The sequence below is a fragment of the Absiella sp. AM29-15 genome, from assembly GCF_003434225.1.
Classification (GTDB): Bacteria; Bacillota_I; Bacilli_A; order Erysipelotrichales; family Erysipelotrichaceae; genus Hoskinsella; species Hoskinsella hominis.
The window spans coordinates 113,732-134,384 of the sequence record NZ_QVFL01000001.1 but is presented as its reverse complement, the minus strand read 5'-3'; the positions used below and the strand labels follow the sequence as shown (position 1 = coordinate 134,384).

The 20,653-nt window shown below is 34.9% G+C and carries 21 protein-coding genes; 17 read left to right on the top strand and 4 right to left on the bottom strand.

Going from position 1 to position 20,653, the window contains the following annotated elements; translation table 11 throughout:
- Positions 1–9: 9 nt before the first annotated feature.
- A complete protein-coding gene (locus DW761_RS00660; protein WP_117516118.1) occupies positions 10–1,005 on the bottom strand; it encodes an NAD-dependent epimerase/dehydratase family protein in 996 nt (331 codons plus the stop codon).
- A 375-nt stretch (positions 1,006–1,380) separates the two neighbouring features.
- On the opposite strand from DW761_RS00660, the gene DW761_RS00655 reads away from it, so the two are divergent.
- From DW761_RS00655 to DW761_RS00640, 4 genes are all read left to right on the top strand, one after another.
- A complete protein-coding gene (locus tag DW761_RS00655; protein WP_117516117.1) occupies positions 1,381–1,611 on the top strand; it encodes a hypothetical protein in 231 nt (76 codons plus the stop codon).
- Entirely contained in the window at positions 1,608–2,819 is a 1,212-nt protein-coding gene (locus DW761_RS00650) for a helix-turn-helix domain-containing protein (RefSeq protein WP_117516116.1), read from the top strand. Before DW761_RS00655 ends, DW761_RS00650 begins: the two co-directional genes overlap by 4 nt.
- A gap of 104 nt (positions 2,820–2,923) precedes the next feature.
- On the top strand, positions 2,924–4,147 hold the full coding sequence (locus tag DW761_RS00645) for an MFS transporter (RefSeq protein ID WP_117516115.1): 1,224 nt from the start codon (positions 2,924–2,926) through the stop codon (positions 4,145–4,147).
- Positions 4,148–4,402: 255 nt separating this feature from the next.
- A complete protein-coding gene (locus DW761_RS00640; protein ID WP_117516114.1) occupies positions 4,403–4,888 on the top strand; it encodes a PTS sugar transporter subunit IIA in 486 nt (161 codons plus the stop codon).
- A gap of 40 nt (positions 4,889–4,928) precedes the next feature.
- Here DW761_RS00640 and DW761_RS00635 read toward each other — a convergent pair whose 3' ends face one another.
- Positions 4,929–6,089 (bottom strand): ROK family transcriptional regulator, encoded by a 1,161-nt coding sequence (locus DW761_RS00635; protein WP_117516113.1) that lies wholly within the window; start codon positions 6,087–6,089, stop codon positions 4,929–4,931.
- A 378-nt stretch (positions 6,090–6,467) separates the two neighbouring features.
- On the opposite strand from DW761_RS00635, the gene DW761_RS00630 reads away from it, so the two are divergent.
- The 13 genes from DW761_RS00630 to DW761_RS00570 all read left to right on the top strand — a co-directional run bounded on the left by DW761_RS00630 (position 6,468) and on the right by DW761_RS00570 (position 18,589).
- A complete protein-coding gene (locus DW761_RS00630) occupies positions 6,468–6,872 on the top strand; it encodes a PTS sugar transporter subunit IIA (RefSeq protein WP_117516112.1) in 405 nt (134 codons plus the stop codon).
- Positions 6,873–6,889: 17 nt separating this feature from the next.
- Positions 6,890–7,366 carry a PTS sugar transporter subunit IIB gene (locus DW761_RS00625; RefSeq protein WP_117516111.1) on the top strand — a complete coding sequence of 159 codons (477 nt, stop codon included), beginning with the start codon at positions 6,890–6,892 and terminating at the stop codon, positions 7,364–7,366.
- A 12-nt stretch (positions 7,367–7,378) separates the two neighbouring features.
- On the top strand, positions 7,379–8,128 hold the full coding sequence (locus DW761_RS00620; RefSeq protein ID WP_117516110.1) for a PTS mannose/fructose/sorbose/N-acetylgalactosamine transporter subunit IIC: 750 nt from the start codon (positions 7,379–7,381) through the stop codon (positions 8,126–8,128).
- A gap of 1 nt (position 8,129) precedes the next feature.
- Entirely contained in the window at positions 8,130–8,960 is an 831-nt protein-coding gene (locus tag DW761_RS00615; RefSeq protein WP_117516109.1) for a PTS system mannose/fructose/sorbose family transporter subunit IID, read from the top strand.
- Between the two features lie 22 nt (positions 8,961–8,982).
- Positions 8,983–10,029, top strand: coding sequence for a zinc-dependent alcohol dehydrogenase (locus tag DW761_RS00610; RefSeq protein ID WP_117516108.1), 1,047 nt, complete (start codon positions 8,983–8,985; stop codon positions 10,027–10,029).
- Positions 10,030–10,033: 4 nt separating this feature from the next.
- A complete protein-coding gene (locus tag DW761_RS00605) occupies positions 10,034–10,900 on the top strand; it encodes a ketose-bisphosphate aldolase (protein WP_117516107.1) in 867 nt (288 codons plus the stop codon).
- Positions 10,901–11,086: 186 nt separating this feature from the next.
- The gene (locus tag DW761_RS00600) at positions 11,087–12,571 is read left to right on the top strand and encodes an L-fucose/L-arabinose isomerase family protein (RefSeq protein WP_117516106.1); all 1,485 of its coding nucleotides are present in this window, start codon (positions 11,087–11,089) and stop codon (positions 12,569–12,571) included.
- Positions 12,571–14,049: a xylulokinase gene (gene xylB / locus DW761_RS00595; RefSeq protein WP_117516105.1), complete on the top strand. Its 1,479-nt coding sequence runs from the start codon at positions 12,571–12,573 to the stop codon at positions 14,047–14,049. The genes DW761_RS00600 and xylB overlap by 1 nt, the downstream gene beginning before the upstream one ends.
- A 4-nt stretch (positions 14,050–14,053) precedes the next feature.
- Positions 14,054–15,121, top strand: a complete 1,068-nt coding sequence (locus tag DW761_RS00590) for an aldose 1-epimerase family protein (RefSeq protein WP_117516104.1) — start codon at positions 14,054–14,056, stop codon at positions 15,119–15,121.
- Positions 15,118–15,810, top strand: coding sequence for a D-lyxose/D-mannose family sugar isomerase (locus DW761_RS00585; RefSeq protein ID WP_117516103.1), 693 nt, complete (start codon positions 15,118–15,120; stop codon positions 15,808–15,810). Before DW761_RS00590 ends, DW761_RS00585 begins: the two co-directional genes overlap by 4 nt.
- A gap of 21 nt (positions 15,811–15,831) precedes the next feature.
- Positions 15,832–16,836, top strand: coding sequence for an aldose epimerase family protein (locus tag DW761_RS00580; protein ID WP_117516102.1), 1,005 nt, complete (start codon positions 15,832–15,834; stop codon positions 16,834–16,836).
- Positions 16,837–16,908: 72 nt separating this feature from the next.
- The gene (locus DW761_RS00575; RefSeq protein ID WP_394336544.1) at positions 16,909–17,673 is read left to right on the top strand and encodes a transketolase; all 765 of its coding nucleotides are present in this window, start codon (positions 16,909–16,911) and stop codon (positions 17,671–17,673) included.
- Positions 17,666–18,589: a transketolase family protein gene (locus tag DW761_RS00570; protein ID WP_117516100.1), complete on the top strand. Its 924-nt coding sequence runs from the start codon at positions 17,666–17,668 to the stop codon at positions 18,587–18,589. The genes DW761_RS00575 and DW761_RS00570 overlap by 8 nt, the downstream gene beginning before the upstream one ends.
- Before the next feature lie 115 nt (positions 18,590–18,704).
- On the opposite strand, the gene DW761_RS00565 is transcribed toward DW761_RS00570, so the two are convergent.
- Positions 18,705–19,289, bottom strand: coding sequence for a sugar O-acetyltransferase (locus DW761_RS00565; RefSeq protein WP_117516099.1), 585 nt, complete (start codon positions 19,287–19,289; stop codon positions 18,705–18,707).
- 59 nt (positions 19,290–19,348) lie between these two features.
- Positions 19,349–20,632 carry an ATP-binding protein gene (locus DW761_RS00560; protein ID WP_117516098.1) on the bottom strand — a complete coding sequence of 428 codons (1,284 nt, stop codon included), beginning with the start codon at positions 20,630–20,632 and terminating at the stop codon, positions 19,349–19,351.
- Positions 20,633–20,653 lie beyond the last annotated feature (21 nt).

Below are 20,653 nucleotides of genomic sequence, written 5' to 3'. Positions count from 1 at the left end.
GACCCTTTTTTAGTGTTTGTTTAAATGATTATAATACCAATCAATCGTATCCTTGATTGTATCATATAAATCACGAGGATAATAGCCTAATTCCTTTGTGGCTTTATCATGTGAAAAACGAGAATTGCTTTGTAAAGTAGATAAGGTATAAGGCGTATATAAAGGGCGTTGATGACGAATCTTCGCATATTTACACATGATTGGAGATGCAGCTTTCGCAAGCCATAGAGGCAAGACAGGAAGTTTACGCCTGCCTGTAATTTGATGTGCCATCGCCAGTACATCTTTAATTTCATAATAACGATTAGACAAAATATAACAGTTGCCACAACTACCCTTTTCAAGAGCCAAAAGACATCCGTTCGCAACATCACGAACATCCACAAAATCATATCCACCATTTACACATGCTGGAAGTTTTCCCTGAATATAATCCACAACCATCTGTACTAGATGATTACTTGAATTTCCATTTGGACCAAGGATACCGGAAGGATGAACGATCATTGTACACAAACCATTATTAGAAGCTTCTAATACAGCCTGGCTTGCTTCAGCTTTGGTTTTCGCATAACCACCTTCCACGGAACTCTGGGAAAAGTGGTTCACTTCTTTAATTAAAGTTAAATTATTTTTCTCAGGTATTGCATGTACGGAACTGGTGTATAAAAACCTTTTCACATGGTATCGTTTGGATAATTCTAGCATATTTTTTGTGCCATTGACATTAACCTGATACAATTTAGGAGATACATGTGGTTGAATATTGATGATTCCAGCAGTATGTATCACATAGACTTCTTTATCTTCTATATTAGAAAATAAAGGTTCAAGACTGTCCATATCACAAACATCTCCTTTGATATAATGGACATTGTCATGATCAATACATGTTTCTTGTGGTAAAATAAGACCTCTGATTTCACATGCGGTATTTGGTAATAATGATATGATTGTATTTCCCAGATGACCGTTTGCGCCTGTGATGATATATAAACGTTTCATAAAGCACACCACCTTTCTTGTTGTGGCTTCTTCACCTGCATTATAATGTGCAATTTCACAATGCGCAAGAGATGTGGCAGAATATGTAAAAATATCATAGAAATTTTCTATGACAGAATTTACAGGAAATTGTAAAACTTTCAAATGCCTGTTTGAATGTAATTGTATATGATGATTGCTTTTTGTATACCCTGACTTTAGAAGTAAAATTGAAATAATGGTGCGAAATTATTTAATTTAATATCATTTGAATTTGTTCAGTGGTTAAATAGAAGGTATCGTTTATCCCTAGATAATTTAGATATCCAAAGAAAACGTCTGCTGTATTTTTTTGAGTTTATGCGTTATAATGTGATAACAAACGGAGGGTATGATATGAAGTATAGTTTTTATAATGATTACAGTGAAGGTACACATCCATCAATCCTTAAGGCTTTATACGAAGGCAATCGAATACAAAGTGTCAGATATATGGATGCCTATTGTGAAAGGATGAAAAAAGCCATAAAACAGATGTTGAAGTATGAGAATTGTGATATTCATTTCTTAGGTGACGTATTCAAAACAAAAAACAAAGCGTTGATTGGAGAAGCAGTTGTTGTATGAAACCTTCTACAATTACAGGCTTTTTAATTCGCTATCATCGCCTTAAACAAAACATTTCACAAGAAGGCTTATGCAAAGGCATTTGTGTCGTATCCTATCTTTCAAAGATCGAACAGGGAATTGTATGTGCCAGTGATGAGATCATTCATCAGCTCTTCCACGCTTTAAAGCTAACATATCATGATGATGCTGACTTTTTAGCGCAAGCCAAACAAACACTTTATGATTATTTTGAAAAATACTTTATGCAGGAAGAAAATATACAAGAGGCTAATGAAATACAAAAACATAGAGAAGAATTGTTATGTTCTCCTTTATGTGTCGAAACTTTATTGGCATGTGCGTTTATGAAGTTTATTGTCCACCATTTTGATCCTACCGCAATTGAGAAAGAACAACAGGAGCTTACGGTATTTGAACCTATGATGAGTGATGAACAGCATTTTTTGTATCATTATGTGTGTTCCATTCATCCCGATTTTGAAACCCGCTTGATGCATTTAAAAAAAGCAGGGAATTATATCAGCTGCAGTCCACAGCGCTATATGCTGGGTTATCGTTACTATGAAAAAGGATTTCATGATGAAGCATTGGAATATATGAATCAAGCGTATAGCCTAGCCTGTGAAGAAGGCAACGTGCATGTCATGATGGATGCTGTCTTGATCATCGGTAATTGTTATTGTAATAATTATAATGAAAAACTGATGTGTCATTATTACCGTATTGCCGATCGAATCGCACGCTCGTTAAAAAAGCAGGATATCCATTACACTATACAATACAATCTTGGCAGTACCTATCTGCAATGGAAACAATATGATAAAGCAAAGGCATATCTATTGGCTTCTCTTCATAATGAAATTTTTGATCAGATTCTAACCTATCAAAAGCTTGCCCTTGTAAGCTTTGAATTAAACGAACATAAGGAAATGAAGCATTATCTTGAACAAGCAGACCAATTGATCGATAAAGAACCTTCACTTTCCGATATGAATGATTTTGTACATTGTTATTGCAGTAACAATATCCAAGAGGAACATTATTTGAAGCTGTTAGAAAAACTCAGCAGTGATACAAGCTTTCCATATGGCTTTCAAAAGTTTTATGCGCTGTATCTTTTTGAGGCTTATATGAAAAGACGACGATATAAAGATGCATTGGCACTCTCTGTAAAATTTCGTTTTGATTTTCCTGATAAATGCTGATTTATATGATTAAACCCTTATATTTGGTATAGATTTTCTCAAATATAAGGGGTTTTTATTTGCTTATATCTTTTGTACAATAAATAACAGAAGGAGGTGGTTTTATGAAACATACCTTATGGACATTTGATTTTACCATAATCACACTGGGAACTATTATATCTGCTATTGGCTCAGTGGCCATGAATTTTGCCTTATCCTTGGTGGTATTTGATCAAACATCATCCACCTTAGCAACCGGTATCTTTGCGGCAGTGTCCTTTTTACCATCCACGCTGATTCCGTTATTGTGTGCACCATATGTAGATACCCATATACGAAAGCATATCATCGTACGACTTGACGCTGTAAGTGGTTTGCTTTATTTAATCTTTAGCTATTACTTGCTACATCACACTTTTTCTTATTCCATTTATATGATATTTTCACTGGTGATTGGCTCCATTGGTGCTGTTTACAATCTTGCGTATACCTCTCTTTATCCTGAACTTATTACCAAAGGTTTTATGCAAAAGGGATATTCGATATCCTCCATTATTTATCCATCCATTACTGCCATTATGGCACCTGTCGCATCCTTTATGTATGTGAAATATGGTATTATCAGCATATGTTTATTAGAAGGTGTGCTGTTACTTTGTGCTTCTTTTGGAGAACATTTCATTCGCTATGAAGAACAACGTACCAAAACCTCATCCTTTTCATTTGTTGCTTATGGCAAAGAAATCAAAGAAGGTTTAGACTATGTAAAAAAAGAAAAGGGAATAAAAAACATTTATTCTTATATGGCGTTAACAAATGGCAGTGGAGAAGGAATTTCCTTAATGACAATGGCAATGTTTCAATCTAATGCGAGCCTATCAACGACGATGTATGGCTTTTTATCCACAGCGGAGATGATTGGACGTTTCTGTGGTTCCATCTTTCATTATTTTGTAAAGATACCCTATGAAAAACGCTATAAAATCGCAGTAAGTGTCTATGTGACATATGAAGGATTGGATATGATACTGTTGTTTATTGCTTATCCACTCATGTTGATCAATCGCTTTATTGCCGGCTTTTTAGGTATTAATTCTTTAAATATTCGTGAATCCAGTACCCAAAATTATATTCCATCTCATATGCGAGCCAGAGTGAATGCCTTCTTTTCTGTCATCGTCGCTATCGTAACGATTTTCACGAAACTTATTGCCGGTGTGTTGGGAGAATTTGTGGAGTATCGCTATGTTGCTTTATGTTTTGCGATACTGTCTATGGTCGCAATCTTTTACATTGTAGTGCGTAATAAAAAACATATTGCACCAATTTATAATAAAGATATTTAAATTTGTTGAAGATCATAAAACCTTTCTTGCTGTGGTTCAATTTCACAATGCGCAAGAGATGTGGCAGAATATGTAAAAATATCATAGAAATTTTCTATGACATAATTTACAGGAAATTGTAAAACTTTCAAATGCCTGTTTGAAATGTAATTATTTTCTTTGCATATTGTGATTGCTTTTCGTATACCGGCTGAGTATAATATTAGGGTATTGAAATGGGAAAGCAATCGTTCTTGGTTGAGGCAGGAGAAATATATGTTTAACTTTTTGAAAAAACCGATGGATAAAAAGAGCTTTATCTATAGTCCGGTAAGAGGGAAATTGAAAGATTTGTCAGAAGTTGATGACGAGGCATTTCGCAGTGAAAAGATGGGGAAAACAGTGGCGATAGAACCATTGGAAAATACGATTTATGCACCTGTGAATGGTGTTGTGAAAGGTATTTTTCCAACATGTCAGTCCATTAGTATCGTATCTGACAGCGGGCAGAATATTCTTCTGCATATCGGTGTGAATACACATTTATTAAATGGAACAGGTTTTATCAGTCATATACATAAGGATGATAAGATTACAGTAGGAAAACGTATGTTAGAAATTGATCGTGAAATGATGCTTTCTAACGATTATGACCCTACAATCTTGTTGATTATCACGAACAGTTCTGATTATCAGGATATCAAAGTTTTAAAGGATAATCTGGTACAGGTAAAAGATGAATTGATTTTAATAGAAGGATAAAGAAAAAGTGCATTCATGTTGGATGCACTTTTTGTTAGGCTTATTTTGCGATTAAATGAAAATTAGAAATATCTAAATAATTCATAATACTATTTACTGCGCCACCTAATAAGATTGACTTTTCTTTTAATTGCGACATCTGAATATTAATGTTTTTTGAAATACGTTCACATAAGTTACTTTTGATAATGTGAATGATATGAGGAAATTCAAAGAAAATTGGACCATTCAAAATGATGATATCCGGATCAATAGAAGTATATATATTATTAATGACAATAGAAAGATCATTACAATACTTTGTGATCACTTTTACAGCGGATTTATTTCCTGCATAATATGACTTAGATAAATCCTGTAAAGTTAATCCCCGTTTATCAGTTTCTATTTCATAAGCGTGGATTAAAGCATCCACAGAACAATATCTTTCTACGCATCCATGATTTCCACATGAACAAGGCAACCCATTAGGATATAAAATATTATGTCCAAATTCTCCACCAAAGCCATTAGAGCCTTCATAAATACTATTGTTAAGTATAATGCCAGCGCCAACACCACGGTGTATTGATACACTAGCTAATGTTTTATGATCATAATTTTCAGAAGTAGAGAATTCTGCTAATGCTGCTAAATTAGCCTCATTTGCAAAGAAAACAGGGAATTCATATTCATTTTGTACCTGATTCATTAGATCAAATTCATCAATATCATAATTAGGTGTAAATTCAATGCAATCAGTGCGTACTATACCATGGATTGCAATTGTCATAGAACAGATACCTTCTACTGTAAAGGGTATCTGTTTTGTTAATGATTCTACAGCGTTATTGATTTCGACCATTGCATTTGCTTTATTTATCTCGATTTTTTTATTATAGCTTTTTACGATATTTCCATTAAGCAATGCAGCTACGGCATTGATACCATCACATTCTAAATCAAGACTTAATACAGCCGCATGATAAGGATTTAAACGTAGGTATATTGGTTTTCTTCCTCCAAGGGTAGAGCTGTCACCACTTCTAGTTTCTATAATTAAAGCTTTATCAAGTAGTCGCTTTGTGATTTCAGTTACAGTTGATTTTGTAAGACCGCTCAACTTGGATAAATCAGCGCGTGATATTTCATTGTGTAATATAATCATTTCTAAAATTGTATGTTCATTCATTTCCCGAACAAATGTATTATTTACTGGCATATAATATAAGCCCCCTTTGAATCAAATAATTAGTTCTAATATCGAACAAACTAATTGTTCATTTTATATTAAAACATAATTATTATAACACAATTTCATGTGAATGCTAGAAAACACGATAAAATAACAATAATTCCTAAAAATAAATTTTCTATACGAAAATTGAAATCGTTTACAAAAATACTATTGACAATGGTATTTTTCTGGGTATAATAGGAGATGTAATAAGTTAGTTCGGGAAACGAACGAATTAAATCGCCCCCGAATTTGGATCCTAATAACTTAGATTTACAGTCGTATTCGACAGCATCTTACGTTCCATGACTGCGACGGCAGTTGACATGGCGAAAGAATTTGAAAAGAAAGGAGTTAGTAAAAATGCAAGATCAGACACCATGGATCATAACGATTACTCATGGGCACTTAGGTGAAGAGATGGTAAAAAGTGCAGAAATGTTGATGGGAAAAATTAAAAATATAAAATCCATTTCTTTACTTCCAGAAGAGTCACCAGAAGAATTAGCAGGCGTTGTTGCAAAAGAATTAGATGGTATACCAGGTAATTCATTAATTTTAACTGATTTATTTGGTGGGACACCTTCTAATGTTAGTGCTCTGTTTGCGAAAAAAGGATACTACGTTATGACTGGGACGAATCTTCCAATATTATTAGAAGCTGAAATGTATCGGGCTAGAGATGATTGGGAGCATGTGGTTGAATACCTGACACAAATTGGTAAAGACAGTATTGTAAACGTTAATGAAAGAATTGAGAAGAAATAGAAAAGGAGAAATTCTATATGAAAGCTGTAAAACTTGTGAGAATGGATTATCGTCTTATTCATGGACAAGTCATTACAAAATGGAATAACATCGTACATGCGACAGACATTATTATCGTGGATGATGCGTTGGTAAATGATGATTTTATGGTTGATATCTATACAATGGCCAGCCCTCCAGGAGTAGATGTTCATGTTTATACAGTAGATCAATTTATTGAAAAAAATGCAAATGGAGCATTTGATACAGGAAATATTCTAGTACTGTTGAAAAAAGTTCAAACATTAAAAGATCTAATGAAAAAGGGAGTTAAGTTTCAAGAAGTTCAAATTGGTGGACTTGGTGGCGGTAAAGGTCGTAAACAGATCGTTACAGGTATCACAATCAGCGATGCTGAACTAGAGGATTTAAAAGAAGTCGCAAAAGAAGGCATCAATATTTATTTCCAGGTAACACCTGAAGAAAACAAAGTAAGCTTTGATAAATTTTTATAGGAGGAATAAAAAATGACATCAGTTGCTATATTCGCTGGTATTTACTGGTGGATTATGAAAACAGACATCGGATATGCTATTACACATGCTATCCGACAACCACTATTCGTTGCTTTACCAATCGGAATTATGATGGGAAATGTTTCATTAGCTATACAAATTGGAGCTGCTATCCAGTTATTATACATCGGACTTGTTGCCGCTGGATCTAACCTTCCAGCAGATGACTGTCTAGCTGGGTTGATTGCGATTCCAATTGCAGTACAGACAGGTTTAAGTACAGAATTAGCAATCGCGATTGCTGTACCTGTAGGTATTATGGGAGCATTCGTTGACCAGTTACGTAAAACAATCAACGTTGTATTTGTACATATGGCAGATAAATATGCAGAACAGGGAGATGTGAAAAAAATTAAAATGGCAGCAGTTGTTTATCCTACAATTTTAAGTTTCTTCATTCGTTTCCCAATACCATTCTTAGCAATTACTTATGGTGCAGATGCAGTAACAGAATTTATGGCTATGATTCCAGCATGGTTAACAAATGGCTTTGCTGTTGCAGGCGGTATTCTACCGGCATTAGGATTTGCCTTGACAATCTTCGTCATTGGTAAGAAGCAATTGTTACCTTGGTTCTTTATTGGTTACTTTATGGTACAGTTTGGTAAAATCCCTGTATTTGGTGCGGCAGTATTTGGTATCTGTGCAGTATTGTTGATCACTTACTATACATCAAAATCTAAAGAACACGGAGGTGCCTAAGATGAGTGAAAATGTAAAAAATGAAGTTGTCATTACTGAAAAAGACGTCAGAAAAGAATGGTTGACATATTATATCATTGCGGAAATGGGAATCTCATATGAACGTCTACAGGCATTAGGTTTCTGTACAGCAATGATTCCAATTTTAAAGAAATTATATCCAGACAAAGAAGATTTATCAGAAGCACTTACAAGACATTTGGTATTCTTCAACACAGAAGCTGTTTATGGTAGTGTCATTAATGGTATTACAATTGCAATGGAACAACAGCGTGCAAATGGTGAAGATATCAATGATGATGTCATCACTGGTATGAAAACTGGTTTGATGGGACCAATGGCTGGTATTGGAGATTCCATTGACTGGGCAACTTTAAAACCAATTATCTTTGGCTTAGCTGCAACATTATCAGCAAGTGGTAGTCCAATTGGATGCTTTGTACTATTGTTATTGCCTTTGATTCAGATTATTGTTGGATGTAAATTATCAGTATTTGGTTATAAAGCTGGTAAAGAATCTATTCGTTCTATATTGAAATCTGGAAAAATCAATGAGTTGATTATGGCTGCTAGTACAATTGGTTTATTCATGATGGGTGCATTGTCATCATCATATGTAAAACTAACAACGCCACTTCAATTCGTGATTAGTTCTGAAACTGAGCCATTTGTATTACAGAACGTTTTAGATAATATTATTCCTGGCTTATTACCATTATTAGCTGTATTTGGTATCTATTGGTGGTTAAGTAAGAAAAATCAAAACTTTGCGATTATTACAATTATCATCTTAGTTATCTCTATCGGCGGTTCATTTATCGGTTTATTCTAGGAAAAGGAAAGGAAATTGGGTTATGAGTAAAATTGTAAAATATGGTTTGCTTACGAAAGCACATCATGCAGAAGTAAGAGAAATGGAATTAAGGGAATTAAAAAGTGGTGAAGTATTAGTACGCCAACAGGCATGTAACATTTGTACTACAGATTATCAACAATGGATGGGACTTCGTGAGCATCAGGGATATCCTATGGCAGGCGGTCATGAAAGCAGTGGTATTGTAGAAGCAGTTGCTGATGATGTAAAAGAATTTAAAGTTGGAGATCGAGTAAGCTATTGCTATGCATATTGTGGCGAATGCCAATATTGTAAAACAGGACGTACAGATTTATGTGTTGAAAGAAATACATTCCAGGTAATTCCAGGTGTAAAAGGTGATTTTGGATTTGCAACATATGCGATTCGTCAGGCAAAATTCTTAGTGAAAACTGGTAAAGATTTAAATCCAAGTGCTGCTGCATTTATTGAACCATTAGCTACTGTCATAAGTGCACATGAGCGTGTGGAACACCGTCTTGGTAAAACTGTTCTGGTAATTGGTGCAGGTACCATGGGTATCTTAAACGCACAAGTTGCTAGATTACATGGTGGAAAGGTTATTATCTCTGAACTAATGGATAATAAAATTGAAAAGGCGAAATCTTTAGGATTTGATGTAGTAAATCCTGCAAAAGGGGATATCAAACCACAGATTGAAGCAATCCTTGGTGTTGATCGTGTAGATACTGTTATTTTGGGCGTAGGAGCAAAAGCTGCAGCTGAACAGGCATTTGATCTTGTAAAAGAAAAAGATGGCGAAATCATGTTCTTCTCAGCAGGTTATCCAGCACCAGTACTAGATGTAAATGGTAATGATATTCATTATCGCAGACTTAAATTAATTGGTGCATTTGAAGCATATATTGATAATTTCTATTTAGCTGCACGCTTATTAGAATATGGTCTAGTTAATACAGAAGCATTAGTGGAAACCACATTCCCACTATCAAAAATTGATGAAGCATTCGCATATGCAAGTGAACCAGGACGTTATCGTGTCAGCGTTCTGTTAGAGGAGGAATAAACTTATGTTAATGACAATGAAAGAATTATTGGCAGTTGCTTACGAAAATCAGTTTTCAATCGGTGCATTCAATATTGGAAGTGGAGAAATCCTGCGTTTGGTTTTAGAAACAGCAGAGGAAGAAAAATCTCCAGTTATTTTGGAAATCCATCCAGATGAATTAGAATTCTTAGGTGATGATTTCGTAGTATATTGTCGTGAAATGGCTAAAAATGCCAAAGTGCCTGTTGTGATTCACTTAGATCACGGTGCTGATATCCATCAGGTAATGCGTGCTATCAAATGTGGCTTTACTTCTGTTATGATTGATGGCTCACATTATCCATACGAAGAAAATATCGCTGTTACAAAAGAAGTAGTTGCAGTTGCTCATGATGCTGGAGTATCAGTTGAAGCAGAATTAGGAACAATCGGTGCAATAGAAGGAAGCTTTGAAGCAGGATCTGTATCAGAAGTTATTTATACTAGTCCTGAACAAGCCGCAGATTTCATTGAAAAAACAGGTGTAGACTCACTTGCAATCGCGATTGGAACATCTCATGGAATCTATCCAAAAAACTTTAAACCAGAATTGAAAATTGAATTATTGAAAGAAATTAAAGCAAAAACCAATATTCCTCTTGTATTACATGGTGGTTCAAGTAATCCAGACGATGAAATCCATGAAGCTACAAAACATGGTATTGGAAAAATCAATATTTCAAGTGACATGAAACTTGCATTTGCAAATGAATTACGAAAAGTTATGAATGATAATCCAGAGATTCTTGAACCATTCAAAATGTTCGCAACACCAATGGAAGAAGCGAAAAAAGTTGTACGTCACAAGATGCGTTTATTCAATTCATCAGGAAAAGCTGACTTATACTAATTTTGATGCTCGTCGGAAATATAAACAATACATAACTCATTCTTTATCGAATACAAGGCATATGGGTTAACGTGGTCATCAAATAAAAAAGATGTTCACTCCACGAACTTCAATTATCGACGCTAAAGGATAGAACGTTATGTTTCTATCCTTTTATTTTAACTTTAAATCAGGAGGAAATTTATTATGGAAAATATACCAGTAGTAAAAGTGGGAATTGTTGCTGTAAGCCGTGATTGTTTTCCAGAATCACTTGCCGTAACAAGACGAGAGGCATTAATACAGGCTTATAAAAATAAATACAATGATGCTGATGTTTATGAATGCCCAATTTGTATTGTTGAAAGTGAAATACATATGGAACAAGCATTGGCAGATATTAAAGAAGCAGGATGTAATGCATTGGCAGTTTATTTAGGAAACTTTGGCCCTGAAATTTCAGAAACTATGCTGGCAAAATATTTTGACGGCCCTAAAATGTTCATTGCTGCCGCAGAAGAAACACAGAATGATTTAAAAGGGGGACGAGGCGATGCATATTGTGGAATGTTAAATGCTAGTTATAATCTGGCATTACGTAATGTGAAAGCATATATCCCAGAATATCCAGTAGGAACAGCACAGGAATGTGCAGATATGATTCATGAATTTTTACCGATTGCCAGAGCAATTATTGGATTATCCCAATTAAAAATCATCAGTTTTGGACCGCGTCCATTGAATTTTCTTGCTTGCAATGCACCAATTAAACAATTATTTAATCTTGGTGTAGAAATTGAAGAAAATTCAGAACTAGATTTATTTGAAGCATTCCATAAGCATGAAAATGATCCACGAATACCAAAAGTGATGGAAGATATGGAAAATGAAATAGGAAAGGATAGTCCACGAAAAGATATCTTGCCAAAACTGGCACAATATGAATTAACCTTATTGGACTGGGTGGAAGAACATAAAGGAAGTCGCAAATATGTAGCAATTGCTGGCAAATGCTGGCCTGCATTCCAAACACAATTTGGTTTTGTACCATGTTATGTAAATTCACGTTTAACAGGAAAAGGAATTCCAGTAAGTTGTGAAGTAGATATTTATGGAGCACTAAGTGAATTTATAGGTACATGTGTAAGCCAGGATGCTGTTACACTTTTAGATATCAATAACTCTGTTCCTGCAGATATGTATGAAGAAAGTATTAAGGATAAATTCCCATATACACACAAAGATACCTTCATGGGATTTCATTGTGGAAATACATGTTCACAAAAACTTGTTTCTTGTAATATGAATTACCAGATGATTATGGCACGTGCATTGCCTATAGAAGTAACGCAAGGGACCTTAGAAGGGGACATTGTGCCAGGAGATATCACATTCTATCGTTTGCAAAGTACTGCAGATAATAAACTGCGTGCTTATATCGCACAGGGTGAAGTATTGCCTGTCGCAACACGTTCATTTGGATCTATTGGAGTATTTGCTATTCCTGAAATGGGACGCTTTTATCGTCACGTATTGATTGAAAAGAATTATCCACATCATGGTGCAGTAGCATTTGGACACTATGGCAAAGCATTATTTGAAATCTTTAAGTATATTGGAGTAGAATTGAATGAAATAGGATTCAATCAGCCTGCTGGAATGTTGTATCCTAGTGAAAATCCATTTCAATAATGTATTATCTGGGAATTGATCTGGGTACTTCAAGTGTAAAAATTGTATGTATAGATGAAAATGGAAATATTATATCCATAAATACACAAGAGTACCCTATCAGCTTTCCTCAACCTGGCTGGTCACAGCAGGAACCACAGGATTGGTGGGAAGGTGTTATCAAAGGTTGTAAAGAAATCATAAATCAAATAGATGGAGAAAAGATAAAAGGGATTAGTTTTGGAGGACAGATGCATGGTCTTGTTGTATTAGATGATCAAGATCAGGTAATACGTCCAGCTATTTTATGGAATGATGGAAGAAGTGAAAAAGAGTGCCAATATTTAAATGAGGTCATAGGAAAAGATGTATTATCATCCCATTGCGCAAATATTGCTTATGCTGGATTTACAGCTCCTAAACTGCTTTGGATGAAAAAAAATGAGCCAGATAATTTTGCTCGCATAAAGAAAATTATGTTGCCAAAAGATTATATTGCATATCGCTTTTCAGGTATCTTTTCAACAGATGTATCAGATGCAAGTGGAACATTATTCTTTGATGTGGAACATAAATGCTGGTCAAAAGAAATGTTAGAGATTTGTGGAATCAAAGAAGAACAGCTTCCAAAAATTTATGAAAGTTATGAAGTAACGGGTAAGATTTTACCAAAACTTGCACAAGAATTAGGATTATCAGAAGATGTATGTATTATTGCAGGAGCTGGAGATAATGCGGCAGCCGCCATCGGCACTGGTACCATTCAAAATGGTTCTTGTAATATATCCTTAGGTACAAGTGGTACGATTTTTATTGCCTCCGACAACTTTTGTGTAGATGCAAAAAATGCTCTTCATTCCTTTGCTCATGCGAATGGAAGATACCATCTAATGGGCTGTATTCTATCTGCTGCTTCCTGTAATAAATGGTGGATGGACGATATTTTAAAAACGACAGATTATACAAACGAACAAATGAATTTATTATCTTCAGGAACAAATCGTGTGTATTTCCTTCCATATTTAATGGGAGAACGTTCTCCACATAATGATGCATTTGTGCGTGGAACATTTTTAAATATATCTATGGATACCAAAAGAGAAGATATGACATTAGCGGTATTAGAGGGTGTTGCATTCGCGATTAAAGACTCTTTTGAAATCGCAAAATCACAAGGAATTCATATTAAAACATCCAAAATATGTGGTGGAGGTGCCAAAAGCAGACTTTGGAAACAAATTATGGCGAATGTGCTGAATATTGATATTGAAGTCCCACAGATTGAAGAAGGGCCAGGCTATGGTGCAGCTATATTGGCATCTGTAGGATGTGGACAATTTAAAAATGTAGAAGAAGCATGTACAAAACTTTTACATGTGAAAGACGTTATACATCCTGATAAAGAATCCGCAAAGAATTATGAAGAACACTATCGGTATTTCAAAAAAATGTATCCAATGCTACGTCCATTATATACTGAAATGAATAAAGAGGATTGATCAAATGGTAAAAATACTGGGAGAAGAATTTACTCGAAAAGAATTAATGCGTCATTTTGGTGATTATAAAGTAGCAGCAGGATACAAATCTTATACATTACGTGATGGACGTGGGGAACAAATAAAAATCTGTGAAATTAACTCTGGAAGTGGCTTACGTTTTGAAGTAATTGAAAGTCGCGGTATGGATATAGGTTGTTGCTATTTCAAAGAATTACCAATTTCCTATCGTTCATATAATCAAGATGTACACCCATCCTATTATGAGGCGTATGAAGATGGCTGGCTTCGTTCATTTAGTGGTGGCTTATTAGTGTGTGGCGGCTTAACATCCATGGGGTCTGCCCAAAAAGATAAAGGTGAAATACTACCATTACATGGTCGAATTTCTAATATACCTGCACAACAGTTTCACGTTAGTGAAAAGTGGAGAGATGATGATTTATATTTTGATATACATGGGATTGTAAAAGAAACAAAAGCATTATCTTATCATCTTACTTTAGATCGCCACATACTTGTAAAAGCTGGAGAAAACAAATTTACCATTCATGATATTATCCGAAATGATGGATTTGAAGATATGGAACATATGATGCTTTATCACTTTAATATCGGCTATCCTATACTTGATCGCGATACCCGATTTTACGCTAATTCATTAAACGTAGAACCCAGAGATGATATCGCAAAAAACAGAGAGGATGCCTATAACATTTATTTAGGACCTACACCACATTATCCTGATACTGTTTATTATCATAATATCCAGGAAACAAATGGATGGTGTAAGGCTGCCATCATCAATCATAAACGCAATATCGGATTCACTTTAAAGTATAAAAAGGATACATTAGATCATTTTACTCAATGGAAATTTACTGGAGAAGGAAATTATGTGGCAGGACTAGAACCATGTAATGCCCGTGTAAATGGCCGTAGCATCGAAAGAGATGAAGGCCGTTTAAAAGTATTGAAAGCACAAACACAAATAGAATATGAAATAGAAGTTTCTATATTAAATGGAAATGAAGAAATAAAGACATATTTAAGGGAGGAAAATTTATTATGAAACGCTCAACAATGAATGAAATTATTGATTATACAATTGAGGCAACAAAAAAATATATGCTGCCTTTACCACCGTTTGCAACATACAGTATAGAAGATTGGAAAAACCTAGAACAGGATGAACGCGAAATCGTAGATAATATGTTAGGCTGGGATATTACTGATTTTGGAAGTGGAGATTTTAATCGAATTGGTTTAACAATCTTTACTTTCCGAAATGGAAACTTTTTTGATCAAGATACATATTCAAAACCATATTGCGAGAAGTTATTATTTGTACGAGATGGTCAGATTCTTCCATTTCATTTTCACTGGAAGAAAATGGAGGATATTATCAACCGTGGTGGTGGAGATTTAGAAATAACCCTTTATAATTCTAAAGAGGATGGATCTTTTGATGATAGTGATGTAACTGTAAGTTTAGATGGGAAATATGTAACTGTTAAAGCAGGTAATAAGATTGTATTGCATCCTGGGCAAAGCGTAACGCTAAAACAGGGACAATATCATCAATGGCAGGGGGTACCTGGAACAGGAGATATCATGCTTTTTGAAGTATCCACGACAAATGATGATCGCTCAGATAATCGCTTCTATGAGGCAAAGGAAAGAATACCTGAAGTCGAAGAGGATGTAGAACCAAAATATCTGATTTTTAATGATTATAAAGACTATGTTTCTTTTGAATAAAAGTCAGAAAGGAATAATAAAATGATAACTTGTGAACAATATCAAGGCGATAAACATGTAAAAGAATACACACTAACATCTAAGTCACTTACTGTTAAAATATTAAATCTGGGAGTTACAATTACTTCTGTAGTTTATAATGATAGTGGTGATGATGTGGTCTTGGGATATGACACATTAGATGAATATAAACGTTTTGAGAATTATTTTGGGGCGACAATTGGTCGATGTGCAAATCGTATCGCTGATGCACAATTTTGTTTAAATAATAAACAGTATGCATTAGCCAAAAATGATGGTAATAACGCATTACACGGAGGTCCTTCAGGTTTTCATTCTAAAATATTTGATGCAGAAATAAACAATGACACCATATGTTTTACATATATAAGCAAGGATATGGAAGAAGGATATCCTGGTAATTTAGAATTTAAAGTAAACGTGGCATTAGAAGATGATACACTTAGCTTTATATATTATGCAAAAAGTGATAAAGATACCATTGTAAACTTTACTAATCATTCCTATTTTGCATTACAGGGAGAAGGAAAAGGCAATGTGGAACATCAAATCTTGACTTGTAATGCTACATATTATGGTGAAAATGATGAAAACAGATTAGCTACTGGTAAATTATTATCAGTAGAGAACACTCCTTTTGATTTCCGTCAGGGTAAAACAATTGGAGCGGATATCGATCATATGGAAATTGAACAAATCCGTTTTGCTAATGGATACGATCATTATATGCGTTTCGCAAAGGATGGAGATCATAGAATTCATTTAAAAGATGAAAATAGTAAACATGAGCTGATTGTAGAAACAGACTTACCAGGATTTCACTTTTATGTACCATGTTATACTCCAGCTCATATAGGTAAAAATAAAAAGCCATATGAAGGACATTGTGCTGTATGTTTAGAAACTTCTTTCCTGCCAGATGCGATTAATTCACAAACGAATCCGGAAACGTTATTAAAAGCGAATGAAGAATTCCATAGTATAACGAAATATACGTTTAAGTGACAGGAGGAATATCATTTGAAAACAGAAGAACTAAAGCAACATGCTGCACATATTCGTGAGAATATCGTCCGTATGGTCGCTAACGCAAATAGTGGTCATCCAGGTGGATCTTTATCCGCAGCTGATATATTAACGGTATTATATTTTGAAGTCATGGATATCAATGAAGACAATGTCAAAGGTATCGATCGTGATCGTTTTGTATTATCAAAAGGTCATGCGTCACCTTTACTGTATGCCACTTTATTTGAAAAAGGTTTATTAAAGGAAGATCTGAATACTTTCAGAAAGATCAACAGTAAACTACAGGGACACCCTAATATGAACTATGTCGATGGTGTCGATATGTCCACAGGTTCCCTTGGTCAAGGTATCTCTGCCGCTGTTGGTATGGCATTAGCAAACAAAGTAGATGGAAATGATCATAGAGTCTATACCTTATTAGGTGATGGAGAATGTGAAGAAGGCGAAGTATGGGAAGCTGCTATGGCTGCTGCTCATTATCGTTTGAATAATCTATGTGCGATCGTAGATTTCAACTCTTTACAGATTGATGGTAACATCCGTGATGTCATGAACCCTACACCAATTGATGAAAAATTTAAAGCATTTGGATGGAATGTCATTAACATCAAAGGACATGATTATGAAGATATTCGTTTCGCATTCGATGAAGCGAAGAAAGAAAAGGAAAAACCAACGATGATCCTAGCACATACGATCAAAGGCAAAGGTGTATCCTTTATGGAAAACAACGCCGCATGGCATGGAAGTGCACCAAATGCAGAACAGTGTGCACAAGCAGTAAAAGAATTGGAAGGTGAAGGCAATGAGTAAAGTAGCGACAAGAACAGCATATGGAAAAGCACTGGCTGAACTGATCGTAGAACGTGATGATGTGATCGTACTAGATGCCGACCTGACCAAATCAACCAAGACATGTGATGCGAAAAAAGCAAGACCAGAACACCATTTCAATATGGGAATCGCAGAAGGCAATATGATGGGTGTCGCTGCAGGATTAGCCGCAAGTGGCAAGGTTGTCTATGCATCCAGCTTTGCAATGTTTGCGGCAGGAAGAGCTTATGAACAGGTAAGAAACAGTATTGCATATCCTAAGTTAAACGTAAAAGTATGTGCCACACATGCAGGAATTACGGTAGGTGAAGATGGCGCAAGTCATCAAAGTGTAGAAGATATCGCATTGATGCGTGCAATGCCAAACATGAAGGTATTCAATCCATGTGATGCTAAGCAGGCAGAGATGATCGTCAAAGCAGTCGCAGATATCGAAGGCCCATGTTATGTAAGACTTGGACGAGGCAATGTGGAAGATGTATATCAAGATGATACAGCGTTCACATATGGCAAAGGCAATGTCTTAAGAAAAGGCCAGAAAGTCGCAATCGTAGCCACAGGTTTGATGGTACAGGAAGCATTAAGTGCATATGAAACATTGAAAGCTGAAGGCAAAGAAGTCACAGTGGTAGATATGCCATGTATCAAGCCAATCGATGAAGAACTGATCAAAGAACTGGCAAAAGAACATGAAGTCATCGTCAGCTGTGAAGAACATAGTGTGATTGGTGGCTTAGGTAGTGCGATTGCAGAAGTATTGGTGAAGAATGAACCAGTGAAGATGGTCATGATCGGTATGCAGGACTGCTTTGGAGAAAGTGGAACACCAGATGCTTTATTAGGAAAATACGAACTAGACGCAAAAGCAATTGTGAAAAAAATTAAAGAGATTTAGTTATTATCAAATTTTCCTTGCATAACATAATATAAATCTTTTTGATAGACAGTATTTACTTATTATAGTTAAAAAAATCACCCCAAAATGAGGTGATTTTTTGTATTGCTGTATTTTATTTCCAATATTTTTTCTTGTCTTCTTCTGTAATCTTACGAATCACTTTACAAGGATTACCAGCCGCAATCACACCAGATGGAATATCCTTATTTACAACACTGCCAGCGCCAATCACAGTATCATCACCAATGGTAACACCAGCGAGTACTGCAACATTTGCGCCAATCCATACATTATTTCCAATTGTGATAGGATAAGCATATTCTAATCCTTGGTTTCTTTGTTCAACATCTAAAGGATGTCCAGCACAATAAAAACCACAGTTAGGTGCCACAAATACGTTATCCCCAAAGGTAACTTTTGCGCAATCCAGAATGACACCATTATAATTCATGAAAAAATTGTCACCAACCTCAATGTTATACCCATAATCACAATGAAATGGCTGTTCAATGGTTACATGCTCACCTACATGTCCTAAAAGGGAGTGTAAAAGTGCTCGGCGTTCTTCTTTTTTGCTAGGGCGTATATGGTTGTAGTCAAAACATTTTTCGATAGATTCCAAACGTTCTTTTTTTAAATGCTCATCATAATTTGCATCATACAATAGGCCTTGTGCCGCTTTTTCTTTTTCTGTCATACCATACCTCTTTCTAACAGCGTCATTATAATATGTACGTACATGATTGTCAATGCTGATTATAAACAAAATAGGGCATATAGAGGAAGGTATAAAACACCATCTTTATTTCCAAAGTTCTTTAATGAACAGCGGATTGCATATTCTGGTTGATATTTATCCATATACATTTTTAAGCTTTTAGATTTTGTATTGAAAGAAGCTTTTACTTCCATAGGAATCACTTGATGAGATTTAGTAATCATGAAATCAATTTCCGCAATACCATTTGATTCATAGTAACAGGCATCATACCCTTTTGTTTTTAATTGTTGTGCAACATAGTTTTCGGTTAAGCCACCTTTAAATATTGCATACTCATCTTTGATACATACAGACATATCTAATCCATATAGATTAGATAATAAACCTGTATCACTCATATAAATTTTAAAGAAATCTGAATCAGCATAGCATTTCATTGGCAAAAGATTATTTTTTATTTTAGAAACCTTGATAATCAACCCACTATCCATCAACCATTCAATCGCATCTTGATATTTTGATTTTGTGGCACCCTTTTCTATGATTTTATATTGGAACTTATGATTGTCTTTACTTAATTGTTCAGGTATGGACTGAAAACAGGAACGTATTTTCATAGCTTCGGAAGGTGTTGCATATTTTGCCATATCTGCCAGGTATGCATTTATGATATTTTGTTGAATCATATCATAGGAAATAGGGCTTTGTGTAAGATATGATAATACAACAGCAGGCATTCCTCCGCATAAAACATATTCTTTATAATATTGCACTGCTTTTAAATGCCATACATCTGGCATTGGCTTTTTCTCTTCATAACAAGTTTTGATCATTGTGATTAATGATTCTTCATCTTTTGCCATTAAGAATTCTTCAAAATCTAATGGATATAGTTGTTCTAGCAGTACTTTTCCTACAGGAAATGAAATGTTCTCACGATGTATGGCAACACCTAATAAACTACTAGCCGCAATCACAGGTTGCTCATTCATTTCTTCACAGAAATATTTTAATGAAGTGATGGCACGTGGACAAATTTGAATTTCATCAAATATTAAAAGTGTTTCTTTTGTAATTTGAAGATGAAAGTATTTATCTAATTGATCGATAATTGATTTTGGATCAAGACTAATATCAAAAAAGGAAGATAGTATTTGGTCTTTTTCAAAATTTAAATACACATAGTCCTTATAATTTTTCTTCGCAAAATCTAAGATTAAATAACTTTTACCCACTTGTCTGGCCCCAAACAAAAGCATTGGCATCTTTTGCGTAGAGTCTTTCCATTCTAATAGCCGTTTCATGAATTTTCTTTCCATATGCACATCTCCTCGTCTTAT

Bases quoted from the DNA above. Each gene is read 5' to 3' on its own strand.
- DW761_RS00660 (WP_117516118.1), bottom strand. From the start codon at position 1,005: ATGAAACGTTTATATATCATCACAGGCGCAAACGGTCATCTGGGAAAT.
- DW761_RS00655 (WP_117516117.1), top strand. From the start codon at position 1,381: ATGAAGTATAGTTTTTATAATGATTACAGTGAAGGTACACATCCATCA.
- DW761_RS00650 (WP_117516116.1), top strand. From the start codon at position 1,608: ATGAAACCTTCTACAATTACAGGCTTTTTAATTCGCTATCATCGCCTT.
- DW761_RS00645 (WP_117516115.1), top strand. From the start codon at position 2,924: ATGAAACATACCTTATGGACATTTGATTTTACCATAATCACACTGGGA.
- DW761_RS00640 (WP_117516114.1), top strand. From the start codon at position 4,403: ATGTTTAACTTTTTGAAAAAACCGATGGATAAAAAGAGCTTTATCTAT.
- DW761_RS00635 (WP_117516113.1), bottom strand. From the start codon at position 6,089: ATGCCAGTAAATAATACATTTGTTCGGGAAATGAATGAACATACAATT.
- DW761_RS00630 (WP_117516112.1), top strand. From the start codon at position 6,468: ATGCAAGATCAGACACCATGGATCATAACGATTACTCATGGGCACTTA.
- DW761_RS00625 (WP_117516111.1), top strand. From the start codon at position 6,890: ATGAAAGCTGTAAAACTTGTGAGAATGGATTATCGTCTTATTCATGGA.
- DW761_RS00620 (WP_117516110.1), top strand. From the start codon at position 7,379: ATGACATCAGTTGCTATATTCGCTGGTATTTACTGGTGGATTATGAAA.
- DW761_RS00615 (WP_117516109.1), top strand. From the start codon at position 8,130: ATGAGTGAAAATGTAAAAAATGAAGTTGTCATTACTGAAAAAGACGTC.
- DW761_RS00610 (WP_117516108.1), top strand. From the start codon at position 8,983: ATGAGTAAAATTGTAAAATATGGTTTGCTTACGAAAGCACATCATGCA.
- DW761_RS00605 (WP_117516107.1), top strand. From the start codon at position 10,034: ATGTTAATGACAATGAAAGAATTATTGGCAGTTGCTTACGAAAATCAG.
- DW761_RS00600 (WP_117516106.1), top strand. From the start codon at position 11,087: ATGGAAAATATACCAGTAGTAAAAGTGGGAATTGTTGCTGTAAGCCGT.
- xylB (WP_117516105.1), top strand. From the start codon at position 12,571: ATGTATTATCTGGGAATTGATCTGGGTACTTCAAGTGTAAAAATTGTA.
- DW761_RS00590 (WP_117516104.1), top strand. From the start codon at position 14,054: ATGGTAAAAATACTGGGAGAAGAATTTACTCGAAAAGAATTAATGCGT.
- DW761_RS00585 (WP_117516103.1), top strand. From the start codon at position 15,118: ATGAAACGCTCAACAATGAATGAAATTATTGATTATACAATTGAGGCA.
- DW761_RS00580 (WP_117516102.1), top strand. From the start codon at position 15,832: ATGATAACTTGTGAACAATATCAAGGCGATAAACATGTAAAAGAATAC.
- DW761_RS00575 (WP_394336544.1), top strand. From the start codon at position 16,909: ATGGTCGCTAACGCAAATAGTGGTCATCCAGGTGGATCTTTATCCGCA.
- DW761_RS00570 (WP_117516100.1), top strand. From the start codon at position 17,666: ATGAGTAAAGTAGCGACAAGAACAGCATATGGAAAAGCACTGGCTGAA.
- DW761_RS00565 (WP_117516099.1), bottom strand. From the start codon at position 19,289: ATGACAGAAAAAGAAAAAGCGGCACAAGGCCTATTGTATGATGCAAAT.
- DW761_RS00560 (WP_117516098.1), bottom strand. From the start codon at position 20,632: ATGGAAAGAAAATTCATGAAACGGCTATTAGAATGGAAAGACTCTACG.